The following is a 13018-nucleotide window of genomic DNA, read 5'->3' on the forward strand; positions in this document are numbered from 1 at the left end:
ATTGATAGTAATAAATTAATGTTTTGTAGTATTTTATTTCATTAAGTATTAATTATATTTGTTCAAGTTATTTTTTAAACAAAACACTTTATAAACGATAATAATGAAAGCTTTCTTATACCTAGCAATACTTGTCGCATTTGCCTCCTGTTCCAAAGAAGAAGAAGAGGGACCAACTGTCGAAGAAGTTCAAAAAAAGGCAAGTGTTTCAATAATTTTGCCCCTTAAAGACCGAGATTATTCATCGCACAATAATGGTATTTATGGTGTATTTGAAAACCCTTCTGACCAAAAAACTTTTAAAGGAAAAATAAAACTTTCCGATACTTTGATGGTGGCCAATACCGACTTGAAAATTAAATGGCGTAGTAATATTGATGGTGAATTGTTTGTGGGTATTCCCAATGCTAAATTCGAGAGCAATTTTACCACCTCATTAACCAAAGGATTGCATAAAATATATTTTGAAGTTTATTTAGGGGATAATCCTAAAGTAATACAAAAGGATTCCATAACGATTTCAAATGTGGTCAAGTTAGAAGCAACTCCCTATAAAGGAAGAATGATGAAGTTGAACTGGTCTAAATATGAAGGAACCGGCTTTGTATCCTATTTAGTATACAACGACAGTAACACTCCATTAGCTGAGATAAAAGACATCAACACACTACAATACGACTATTCCGAAATCTACGAATTATCTAAAGAACATCACTACCAAGTGGTGGTCAAAACAAATAGTCCTGCTTTGATAAATGAAACATTAGGTAGCAACATAGTAACTAAGATAACGGGGGATTTTATTTCGTTTCCGTATTACGTTAGAAAAATGGTAAAAGACCCCACTCGACATAAATTATATGCAATAGCAACACCAAAAGATTTAGATGAAATCCCAAATAAATATGGTATTGTAATTATTAACACCGATACTTTCACAATTGAATCTCATATACTAACCACAACTAGATTTACAGATTTATCTGTCTCCCCTGATGGGCAATACTTATATTTAACCCAACGTCATGTAGATCTAATTACAAAAGTCAATTTAAATACGTTTAGTTCAAGCATCATTTACACGCATACTGGTGGTGCAGGTTTTGAAAATATTGAAGCCGCTAACAACAATATGTTGTATGCCTATGTCTATTATGATTTGTCTAACATGCAATTGATCAATGCACTGACTGGAGCCTATACAGTAGCTACATCTGGATTTGCACAAGGTGACATGCGTTACAATAGTTCAAACGACACCCTTTATTTAGGTGAAAGTAATACCTCAGGCGGGGATTTATTTATGATCAACTCCTCCAATTTCCTAAGCACTTTAAATGGCTTCACCAAATATGGTGAAGTAGGCTATCCATTTCCTTCTGTAACAATATCAGACGATATGAAACATATTTTTTGGGATAAATTTCAATTAGATAAGAATCTAAGCCTAGTTCGTAAATTTAATACGGTCATACGGGCTTGCAGCCCTTCCAATAAATATCTTGCAGATTGGGGTAAAGTTTATGATTATTCAACAATGAACACCATTTTTAATTTTCCATCTTTTGGCAATTATGAATACTATAATTCAGACACTTACTTTATTGATGACAACACCATTATTACCAATAAGACCTATGATCCAAACGATGGCAGTCCTTCCTATTCCTGTTTTTTCAGAATAAAAATATAATACTATTCAATACTTTATTTTCAACCCTATCCACAACCTTCAAAATCCTAAAGCAATAAATTCTTAGCTAGCAGTTATTCCTTCAACATTCGCATTATGAAAAAACTTCTATATCTCGCACTATTAATCCCATTCATAACCTTTGCACAGCGCAACTACCTCGACGAAGGAAACAAACTATTGAGTCAAGATAAAAACAAGGAAGCGGAGGAACTCTTCAAAGAAGCCATAAAATCAGAAAAAAACAATCTAGTATATCAAACCCAACTTGGATTAGCTTTGACCAATCAAGGGAAATACAGCGAAGCCGAAAAGCAGCTGGATAAAGTCTTGTCCAAAGAACCAAACAACACCGGAGCACTTTGGTATTCAGGAATTAATAATTTTCAAAATGGAAATAACTTTAGAAAAGCGATAATGTATTTCGAAAAAGCATATCCTCTAATTGCCGACACTTCACCCCAGTTTTTCGCGGTCAATTTCTTTATTGCAAAATCATACAGAAACTTGCTCTATACCGAAGGTCTAACCTACGATGAAACAAGCCGAATGCTGGAAACTTCAAAAGAATATGTAAAACTGCAACCAGACGCAACCGATGCAGCCCAATTTTCTGCTTTCATAAAATATGTAGAAGAAAATCGATTCCCGCCAAATGTAAAAATTTGGAGAGTCATAAAAGGAAACTAATTGACAAACTAAAATTTGGTAAACAACAGCTCCCTGCTTAAACCACCCATTTAATAACCAATATTATATTTCAAATGAAACCTATACTACGATTATTCACAATTCTTGCTTTTATCGGAATTTATTCTACTGTAAATGCTCAAAATTCAGAATTATTAAATGGCAAATGGATTTTCAAAGAAGCTACAAATAAAGGAATAGATAAACTCGGAAGAGAAAGTTTGAAATCAGATATAATCAATAAATTGACTTTTGAATTTAAAAGCAATGGCGACTTTGTAGCTTTTGCTTTTGGACAAAACATGAATGGTAAATGGGCATTTAATATTAATAATTCCAAATCCATAATTTTAGATACAGGAACGGAAAAATTTGAGTTATTAATTCTTGAATTAACTGAAAATCGATTGGCATTAAAAATAGGTCTTGGAGAATTTTTAATGAAAAAAATCTAAGAACATCCTATAATCAAAAATCAATCCTCTATGCGCTTAACCCATAACGTCTCTTTCAAGTTCCCCCTTTAGGGGGTCAGGGGGTCACTCCCCACCATTTCTTCTACACAAATAACCTTTATACGAAAAGTAATAATCCCCTCAATAAATATTTTTTCAAAATATTTCACCCAAATGAGGAAAACCGTAATCTATTCTAATTTACACTTTCTAACTTTACATATATTTGAGAAAATCAGAATTTTTTAGTAACAATTTTATTAAAAATAATTATGGCAGTGTATAAATTAAAAGCAAATGGTAATTATGGCAATATGCCAAAAAATTATGAATTTCAAGTAGTTTCAGCCACAACTCCAACTCCAGATTTTAAAGATATTGAAAAAGCAATAGAACGGCTTGGCTTTAACTCACAAGCTAAATCATACAAAAGCTCTGGAAATTTTGAGGTGAAAAAAATTTAAATATAATAAATACTCTTTACGGAATAACATTCCTCACTTTCCAATTATCTAAAACTTAATTTAAAATACAGATATGGTATATAATAAAAATTTTGAAGAACTACTAAAAACATTACCTGACAATGAATACGTGGGTTTAGGTAATCCTAATGCAAAAATCTTATTTATTGGCAAAGAGGCTGGCACTGACATTGGAACAGAAATATTTCACGGAAACACAAAATCTTGGAAGGTTAAAGAATTCGATTATTCAAAAAGGTATATCCCCATAGAACCTCATTTGCGAAACCTAAACCATACTTGGCAGCGATATCAAAAACTTTATGACAAAATAGTTTCTAAACTTTGTATAATTGACGATAACCCAAAAAAAGACAAGTATGAAATTACTTTCTTAGAAAATATTTTTACAACTGAATTTAGCAATATGCCAGCTAAAACAACTAATACAGCTAAAAAACAAATTGATTTTAGAACCGAATTAGAAAAAAGAAAGCTTGCATTTTTTAATACTAATTTCATTGAACAATTTTCGATAATCGTAATTTTTGCTAATGACAGTAATTATATTGAAACATATTCTGGCGAAGTTTCTAAATTGTTCAAAGTGAAATTTGATTACATATATGATTATCCTGGTAGAGATAAAATATGGATTCATTCTGGAATTCATTCTGGATTTAATCCGAAATTGTTAATACATACAAGGCAGTTGACAAATAGTATTTCAAAAGACTTGTTGGATAGTATCAGTGAAATTATTACGAATTTCATCAAAGCTAACTCATTAAATTTGTAACAACTCGCTATGTACTCCATTACTTGCCCATTACGTATCGACCAATAGTTAACCTTCATTCAAAAAAAACTAACAATATGAATTTTAAAGAAGAAATAGAAAATTTTGTAATTATTGGGTTTAAAAATAACAACATTCCTCTAATTACAAATAGCAAGCACAATTTTGTACTTAAATGTACAACGGAAAATTTCATAACCTTACCGCCAATAAATTTTAAATATCATAGGTGGGCTGGAAGTTTAAAAAGTTCTCAAGCATTTGCTTATAATGTTTTTTCGGGCATTAATAATTCTACTTTACAATTTGAATTCCCTATGGAAGTTTTTGATAGAGATGCCCAAATTGATGTTAAGTTTGAAGATTTGAAATCCCAAACAATTGAATTGTTTGAGGTTAAAGCATTTGAAATTAATAGCATAAGTAAAAATAGAATTTTGTTTGAACAGAAATACTTTACTAAAACAGAATACAAGCGTTCTGATATAGCTGAACAATTTATGGGATTTATTAAAACTGTTATAAAAAAATATGAAAATCAAAACATCTATGGTGGAGGAATAAAGCAACTGTGTAGTCACTTACTCGGAATTATAAATATTATGAATAAGCCCCAGTATATAAACAAGAAATTTAAACTCTACAGTTTTTGCTTAGACAATCCATTCTATAATAAATTTGAACAAAATGTAAGTAACTATAAAGAAACTCTAATTACTTTTAAAAACCTTGTAGATGAATTTTTGCAAGAAATTAAAGTTGATGACCGTGTGGAATATTGTGGTTTTATTTCTGCAAGTGAATACATTATTAAAAACAAAAATTTATTAGGTAAAGAAAACTATGATTATGTACTGAAAAGATACATATCTAATAATTTCCAATTCCCCCTTTAGGGGGCTAGGGGGCAAACTCTAACCGATTAACCAATAACCGCTTAACCCCCTAACAACATTTTCAATCCCTTTTCCAAAAACACAATATAATTCTCTAACTTTGTTTAAATCTAATACTTCGAATTATGGAAAATAGAGAATTTGATTTTGATGAACCCATTATATTCTGTGCACACAATTTAGATATTGGCAACCCAAAGAAATTAGCCACTGAATTAGCAAAAAGATTAGGAGTAAACATCAATATCTTGAAACTAGGTGGTGAAGTAATGGAGACGATTACAATTCCAAACGCAACTAGCACTAAAAATCTAAATATTCTAAATCCCAAATACGACAAATTCTTCAAATACGCCTTAGAGTATGGTGATGAAGCCCATGTTATTGCTAATGATTATTTGCAATATTTCTTGCCTGCCAGTGTGGATTATTTAAAACTAATTGAAACACTAAAACAAAAAGAAAGTGCGGACGAAGAATTGGACAGTTTTATTGAATTAAAAAAGTTCGGTGCCACCGAAGTTTACATTGCCAACACAGAGGAAGTAAACCTCACCGACGACGATAAACAAGATTGGTCAAATGTCTTCAAAGTTATTGGTAATCTGGAAAGTCACTTTCTATACAAATTACCGTAAAAATAAACACTACTGTAGTTCCCCTGACATTGCGAACGCAACAGAGTGTCGTGCGGCAATCTGGAGTTAGGGGGTAAACAATTCCCCCTTTAGGGGGTTAGGGGGTTCTTCCCTTCAATTCCCCAATCTCCCTTTTCAACTCCAAAAACATGTTCACGACATTGGCCGTTTCCGGATTCTCTTGTTTGCTGTCATTTCGCCCGATATTGCACTCGTACTCCCAAATTTCGAGAATATCCGAAACCTTGACTTCATAAGCAGGGTAAAAATTGTTGTCTGATGCAACAACCAGGGCATTGGTTTTGTTTTTATTCAAACGCTTGTACACCATGCCTTCGCTTTTGGTAATCAGGATATAAGTTCTGCCATCCTTGACGTCTCCCAACTTTTCAATATACCGCCCGATGATGATGCTGCCATCTTCGTGGGGAGGCATCGAATCGCCTTCAATCGGAAAACCCCTGTACTTGCCTGGCCCCAAAAAAGGCAATGAAATATGTTGCAGGCTTTCGATATATTCGGGATCGGCATAACCATTTAAGTAACCGGCCTTGACTTTTTGGGTGACGACTTCAATAAAATTCTCCCCGTTCGTGTCGACCGTGATAGGCAATACCAATCTATTGTTTTCCAATTGCAATAAATTGTCCATCGGTATTTTCCGCACATCCACGGAAAGCAGTAGGTCAATGCTGATATGATAATAATGGGCAATTTTCTTCAGTATTTCATACGGAGCTTCCGAAGTTCCGTCTTCATATTTCACGTAACGTCCACGCGTGATGAGCAGGCTTTCAGCCAGCTTTTCCTGCGAAATTTTTTTGTGCAGCCGTAGGCTCCTGATATTGTCTGAAAATAACGACATCTTGTTTTTGTTACAATTTGTAACAGCAAATATAAACATTTTTGTTACAACCTGTACTAATTTTGTAACCTAGAAATTAAAGAAAATGACAAGGGCAATTGTACACCTCGATATGAATACTTTTTTCGTCTCCTGCGAAAGACTAACCAACTCTCAGTTGGAAGGCATTCCGTTGATTATTGGCGGTGGTGACCGTGGCGTCGTGGCCTCTTGTTCCTATGAAGCACGTCATTTTGGGGTGCGTTCCGCTATGCCGATAAATATGGCTTTAAAACTTTGCCCTCAGGCCAAAGTTTTGAAAGGCGATATGGAATTATATTCCAAATTCTCCCATACAATTACTGAAATTATTCAGGAAAAAGCACCAGTGGTAGAGAAAGCCAGCATTGATGAATTTTACCTCGACATAACGGGTATGGATAAATTCTATGGCAGTTACAAATGGACAAACGAACTGGCGCAAAAGATCACAAAAGAAACCGGATTACCCCTGACTTTTGCCTTATCGGTCAACAAAACCGTTTCTAAAATTGGAACAGGCGAAGGAAAACAAAAAACGAATTTGGAAATACCGGAACACATGGTGAAACCATTTTTAAACCCTTTATCGATACAAAAGATACCAATGGTGGGCGATGTAACGTTTCGACTATTATCACGCATTGGAATTCGTACAATTCAAACCCTTTCGGAAATGCCGGCTGAGGTACTCCAACAAATGATTGGAAAAAACGGCATCGAAATTTGGAAAAAAGCCAATGGTATTGATAACAATCCCGTGGAACCCTATTCCGAGAGAAAATCAATCTCTTCAGAACATACATTCTCCCAAGACACCATCGATATGGTGAAACTAAAAACCATCCTAATCGGTATGGTCGAAAAACTGGCCTTCCAACTGCGTTCCGAACAATGGCTAACTTCGACTGTTGTAGTCAAAATTCGTTATGCCAATTTCGATACCGAAACCAAACAATGCAAAATAGCCTATACCTCGGCCGATCACATCCTGACCAAAAACGTGATGGAATTATTTGATAAATTATACCAACGCCGAATGCGCCTCCGATTAATCGGAATCCGCTTCAGCGGATTGGTTCGAGGTACTTACCAAATCAATCTATTCGAAGATACCGAAGAAATGCTGTCCCTGTATGCGGCAATGGATAAAATGAAAAGCCGTTACGGTTTTGATGCCGTAATGCGTTGCGCAGGCGCAACCTTCAAACCCAACAATAAAGACGAAATCTTAAAACGATCCCCTAAACTATAAACCATTAAACAACAAACAACAAACAATAAACAATAAACAATAAACAATAAACAACAAACAACAAACATCTTCCCCCTATGTACCTCAACTGCCACTCCTTTCATTCCTTGCGTTATGGCACCATACCGCTGACAGACTTGATACAACAAGCCGTTGCATCTGGTGTGAAAGCTATGGCATTGACAGACATCAACACGGTTACCGGCATTTATGATTTCATCAAAGGGTGCAACGATCTGGGTATAAAACCATTGGTCGGAATAGAATTTCGCTGCAACCATAAATTACGGTATATCGGCTTGGCCAAAAATGCGGAAGGACTGGCAGAAATGAACCGGTTCTTGACCAAGCATAATTTCGAGAATATGACTTTGCCTTTGGAAGCCCCTGATTTTAAAGAGGTATTTATAATTTACCCCTTTGAAAATGTTCCTGCGGCTTTGAAAGAAAACGAATTTGTCGGCATTCGTCCGGAACAACTCATCAAATTATACCTGCCAGAATGGAAAAGCAAACAGCAAAAAATGGTGGTGCTGCAACCCATAACATTCCGCACAAAAAAGGAATTCAACCTCCATAAAATCCTTCGGGCTATCGATACAAACATCATCTTGTCAAAGCTTGTGGAAGACGATTACTGCAAAACGTCCGAAAAAATGCAGCCTTTGGAGGAACTACTGGCAAAATATGAAGAGTTCCCCGAGATAGTGGCCAATACAGAAAAAATAATTCAGGAATGCAATTTCCAATTCGATTTCCAGACTCCTAAAAATAAAAAGTATTATACCAACAATCGAGAAACCGATATGGCGTTGCTGACAACTCTTGCGCATCAAGGATTGGTGTGGAGATACGGCGACAATAATCCCGAGGCAAAAGCCAGGGTGGAAAAAGAATTGAAAGTGATTGACGAACTAAAATTCAGTGGCTATTTCTTGATTACATGGGACATCATCCGCTACAGCAACAGTCGGGGGTTTTTGCATATCGGGCGCGGCAGCGGTGCCAACAGCATAGTCAGTTATTGCTTGGGTATTACCGACATTTGCCCGATAGAACTGGATTTGTATTTTGAACGCTTCCTCAACGTCAACCGCAAAAGCCCACCCGATTTTGACATAGACTGGTCCTGGAAAGAACGGGATACCATTCTCGAATACATTTTCAATCGCTACGGTGCCGATCACGTGGCGTTTTGCGGTACCAATGTGGAATTCAAATACAGGTCAATATTCAGGGAAGTGGGCAAGGTTTTTGGCTTGCCAAAAGAAGAACTGGATAGGTTGGCCAAAAACCCGATGGCTTCACACGACCAAAATTCAGTGGTAAAGTTTGTGCAGGAATACGGAATGATGCTCGAAAAATACCCCAATCAAAGAAGCATGCATTCTTGTGGCATATTGATTTCGGAGGAACCCATTACCAATTATACGCCTTTGGAGATGCCCCCAAAAGGCTTTCCCATTGTGCTTTTCGACATGCACGTGGCCGAAGATATAGGCTTTGAAAAGTTCGATATTTTAAGCCAACGAGGGATTGGACATATTGACGACACTGTTAAGCTGATTCAAAAGAACCGCGGCATCAAAGTGGACATCCGCAACACGGCCCTGTCCAAAAATGAGGCCAAGGCCAATAGCTTCTTGGAACAAGGAAAAACCATAGGATGCTTTTACATTGAAAGCCCCGCAATGCGAGGACTCCTTCGCCGACTCAAATGCGACAATTACAAAACGCTCGTGGCAGCTTCCTCAATAATTCGCCCAGGGGTGGCAAAGTCGGGTATGATGAAAGAATACATTTTCAGGCACAACAACCCCGACAAATTCGAATATTTCCACGATGTTTTTAAGGAACAGCTGGGCGAAACCTACGGCATTATGGTCTATCAGGAAGACGTGATCAAGATTGCCTTGCATTATGGTGGGCTTCCCGCTGCAGATGGTGACATCTTGCGACGTGCCATGAGTGGCAAAGGGCGCTCGTTGGTGGCCTTGCAAAAAGTGAAGGAGGACTTTTTTGTTTCCTGTGCCAAAAAAGGACACCCACAAAAGTTGAGCGAAGAAATATACAGACAAATCGAATCTTTCGCTGGCTATTCATTTTGCAAGGCGCATTCAGGCTCTTATGCTGTCGAAAGTTACCAAAGCTTGTACCTGAAGGCATACTATCCGGTCGAATTTATGGTGGCGGTCATTAACAATCAGGGAGGCTTTTACCGAACCGAAGTGTACATTCACGAAGCTCGGATGTCTGGAGCTACAATACACAATCCTTGCGTCAACAAGAGTGAATACGAAACTTCGGTTTACGGCACCGATGTCTATCTGGGCTTGATGCACTTGGAAGGATTGGAAACTAGAATAGCACACGGCATTATTGCGGAGCGCAAAGAAAAAGGAGAATTCAAATCCTTGGAAGATTTCATAAACCGAATCCCGATAGGCATTGAAGGCATCCAGATCCTGATTTTTATTGGTGCCTTTCGTTTTACGGGCAAAACCAAAAACCAATTGCTGGTCATAGCCCGATTAATCCTGGTAAACTTCAAACCCGAAAACCGCAACCTGATGCTGATTCAAGAACCGGTCAAAGACTATAAACTGCCCGTTCTCGAACGCGCTGCTTTTGAAGACGCCTTCGATGAAATAGAATTGCTCAGTTTTCCAGTCTCCTGTTCGCCTTTCGATTTGTTGCAAACCACCTATAGGGGAAAAGTGATGGCCAAGGACTTGCTCGCTCACCATAAAAAATCGGTAAAAATGCTCGCCTATCTGATTTCCAGAAAACACGTGCCTACCAATAGGGGAACAATGTTTTTTGGCACTTGGATAGACAGCGAAGGAGTATATTTCGACACGGCACATTTTGCCGACAGCCTAGAAAAATATCCGTTTCAAGGCGGTGGCTGTTATTTGCTTTTGGGTAACGTGGAAGTCGATTTCCATTTTCCGACCATCACAGTGCTCAAAATGGCAAAAATGCCCTTCATTCCCGATCCAAGATTTTCAAATACCACCGACAGGCAATACAAAGTCCACCAACAAATTCGGGAAGACGTGAGTATGACAAATCGGGCACCCTATCCACAAGAACACGAAATTAACTTGCCCAGACAGAAAATGATACCCGGATAAAGAAAATCATCATTTTTTTGTCATTTCGACAAAGGAGAACCCGAGCGAAGCGAACAGGCGTAGCAATCACATCAGTTGCTCACATTATGCGATTTCTCCCATTGGTCGAAATGGCAAATAAATCCTTAACTTAATGACATTGCTGGAGAGCCTGTCCCTAACAATTCGGGAGGTGCCCGCAGGGCGGGGTGGTTCCTTCTCCAAAACCTTCCCCCTCCTCTCCAATCCTTCCCACAGCTACTGAAACTAGAAAAATAAAAAAAATAACCTTTACGGTTTCCCGTAAAATCCTTGAACCAAAAGGACTTACTTTTGAAAATAGAAAAAAAACAATAGGATTTTTATCAGTGTTTTCGGTATTAATTTATATATTTGAGGAAATAACAAATGCTACAAATTAGCGACAATCTATCCAATTATGGGTGTATAGGTGCTGCTTGATAGCGAGTATATACAAGTTACCCACAAGCTAACCAGACCAACAAACAATGGCATTAAACAGAGACAATTTCACAACTAAAACAGTAGATATACTTGCTAAAAGAGTCGGATATCAATGTTCAAACCCAAACTGCAGAAAAGCAACAGTCGGACCTAATACTGCGAAAGATAAAGCGACAATAGTTGGAGTTGCCGCACATATTACTGCTGCTTCACCGGGAGGTCCAAGATACAATGGAGTTTTAACAACAGAGCAAAGAAAAGATATTGAAAACGGAATTTGGCTATGTGTCAATTGTTCAACACTAATAGATAAAGATCCAAATGCATTTTCTGTGACAATGCTTTATGATTGGAAAGAATATTCAGAAAATGAAATGAACAAACAATTATTAGGCGTCGAATTAAAAACAGAAAGGCCTTTTATAGAAGCTGACCTAATATGGTCAAATAGCCAAAAGTGGAATAGAGGATATAGCTATAAAAATAAAGAACTTTACGGAAATGTAATTGTTCTTGGCGAAAACAAACCAATAATTATTTGGAATTTGGTTTGGAATTTTAAAATTGCACTTTATAACAATTCAAGATTTCCCGCTTTTAATATAAAAATTGAGCAAATAGGTGGAACGAATTTCAGCTCAATTGATTCATTATCTAAAATAAACAATTTACCACCTTATGCAGACTTAGAATTAAGAGCAAGTTTTGAAAATTATTTCGAAGGAACTCATCTTGAAGCAGACGAATTGATAAAACCGAAAGTACCCGAAATTATCCAAGGACTTCAGATGCGAATGACTTATAATGATGAAAATGGAAAAGAACACGCAACAATATTCACAATTAACGGAGAGGAATTTAACAACGAAAGAATATAAAGCCTGCGGGTAACAGCCATTTTGAGCTAGTTGGAATTTAGTGGAATTACTGTTTCGCATCAAATTTTCGTTAAGTTGAAAACTGAAAGGTTACGAACTTCCAGCCATTTCAAAGCAGAGAAACGTTGGCGGCAATAGCAAGACACATTCCTATAAAAAGACACCTATGAATATCAACGATTTAAAAAACAAAGGAAGAGCAGTTAAAAAATCTCAAATCCGAGGTAGATTTAGAGGTTTTAGAAAAGAAAGATTATTTTACTTGACAGACGGAACAGGCTGGATTCAAAAAGAATACAAATATTGGTATCATTATGAATATAATCCATCAATTACTATTTATGAACATAGTGACAGATATTATTTTGCAATTGACGGTCAGAGCGAATTTGTAGAAGTCAAACAGGCTAAAGATATTTCTCGCCACACAATTGTTAGCGATTTCAATGGCTGGAATGGAGATAGCATTTTTGTAATGGAAAACGGGGAAGTTTGGCAACAAGATGAATATGATTATGAATACAATTATTCATATCGTCCAGACGCTACTATCTATAATGACGGTTGGAATTACAGAATGGAAGTTGAAGGTTGTACTGTTCAAGTTAAAAGAATTAAATAAAGCTACTACCGTCAACAGCCACAGTTGTTGCGCAACCTTATTCAAAAACTAAACTTTCAAAATAAGCATAAAAAACCAGCCTTTACGGTTTCCCGTAAAACCCCTAACTCAAAAGAACTTACTTTAGAAAATAGAAATAAAACAGTATGTTTTTTATCAGTGTT

The 13018-nt window shown here is 36.6% G+C and carries 12 protein-coding genes; 11 read left to right on the forward strand and 1 reads right to left on the reverse strand.

What is annotated here, in order from left to right:
• Positions 1–103: 103 nt before the first annotated feature.
• The 7 genes from OZP13_RS04815 to OZP13_RS04845 all read left to right on the forward strand — a co-directional run bounded on the left by OZP13_RS04815 (position 104) and on the right by OZP13_RS04845 (position 5635).
• Positions 104–1693, forward strand: coding sequence for a YncE family protein (locus OZP13_RS04815; RefSeq protein ID WP_281298850.1), 1590 nt, complete (start codon positions 104–106; stop codon positions 1691–1693).
• Positions 1694–1789: 96 nt separating this feature from the next.
• Entirely contained in the window at positions 1790–2383 is a 594-nt protein-coding gene (locus tag OZP13_RS04820) for a tetratricopeptide repeat protein (RefSeq protein WP_269242696.1), read from the forward strand.
• Positions 2384–2457: 74 nt separating this feature from the next.
• Positions 2458–2838 (forward strand): hypothetical protein, encoded by a 381-nt coding sequence (locus tag OZP13_RS04825; RefSeq protein ID WP_281298851.1) that lies wholly within the window; start codon positions 2458–2460, stop codon positions 2836–2838.
• A gap of 272 nt (positions 2839–3110) precedes the next feature.
• Positions 3111–3302 (forward strand): hypothetical protein, encoded by a 192-nt coding sequence (locus OZP13_RS04830; protein ID WP_281298852.1) that lies wholly within the window; start codon positions 3111–3113, stop codon positions 3300–3302.
• A gap of 73 nt (positions 3303–3375) precedes the next feature.
• Positions 3376–4101, forward strand: a complete 726-nt coding sequence (locus tag OZP13_RS04835) for a hypothetical protein (RefSeq protein WP_269242699.1) — start codon at positions 3376–3378, stop codon at positions 4099–4101.
• A gap of 77 nt (positions 4102–4178) precedes the next feature.
• Positions 4179–4997: a hypothetical protein gene (locus tag OZP13_RS04840; RefSeq protein ID WP_281298853.1), complete on the forward strand. Its 819-nt coding sequence runs from the start codon at positions 4179–4181 to the stop codon at positions 4995–4997.
• Between the two features lie 125 nt (positions 4998–5122).
• Entirely contained in the window at positions 5123–5635 is a 513-nt protein-coding gene (locus tag OZP13_RS04845; RefSeq protein ID WP_281298854.1) for a hypothetical protein, read from the forward strand.
• Between the two features lie 97 nt (positions 5636–5732).
• On the opposite strand, the gene OZP13_RS04850 is transcribed toward OZP13_RS04845, so the two are convergent.
• Positions 5733–6500: an XRE family transcriptional regulator gene (locus OZP13_RS04850; RefSeq protein WP_281298855.1), complete on the reverse strand. Its 768-nt coding sequence runs from the start codon at positions 6498–6500 to the stop codon at positions 5733–5735.
• Between the two features lie 85 nt (positions 6501–6585).
• Between OZP13_RS04850 and dinB the strand changes: the two genes are divergently transcribed.
• From dinB to OZP13_RS04870, 4 genes are all read left to right on the forward strand, one after another.
• Positions 6586–7773, forward strand: a complete 1188-nt coding sequence (gene dinB, locus OZP13_RS04855) for a DNA polymerase IV (RefSeq protein WP_281298856.1) — start codon at positions 6586–6588, stop codon at positions 7771–7773.
• Positions 7774–7850: 77 nt separating this feature from the next.
• A complete protein-coding gene (locus OZP13_RS04860; protein ID WP_281298857.1) occupies positions 7851–10910 on the forward strand; it encodes a DNA polymerase III subunit alpha in 3060 nt (1019 codons plus the stop codon).
• Positions 10911–11398: 488 nt separating this feature from the next.
• Positions 11399–12232, forward strand: coding sequence for a hypothetical protein (locus OZP13_RS04865; RefSeq protein ID WP_281298858.1), 834 nt, complete (start codon positions 11399–11401; stop codon positions 12230–12232).
• A 166-nt stretch (positions 12233–12398) separates the two neighbouring features.
• Positions 12399–12854: a hypothetical protein gene (locus OZP13_RS04870; protein ID WP_269242707.1), complete on the forward strand. Its 456-nt coding sequence runs from the start codon at positions 12399–12401 to the stop codon at positions 12852–12854.
• Positions 12855–13018: the final 164 nt, after the last annotated feature.

Source organism: Flavobacterium limnophilum (assembly GCF_027111315.2).
Taxonomy (GTDB): domain Bacteria; phylum Bacteroidota; class Bacteroidia; order Flavobacteriales; family Flavobacteriaceae; genus Flavobacterium; species Flavobacterium limnophilum.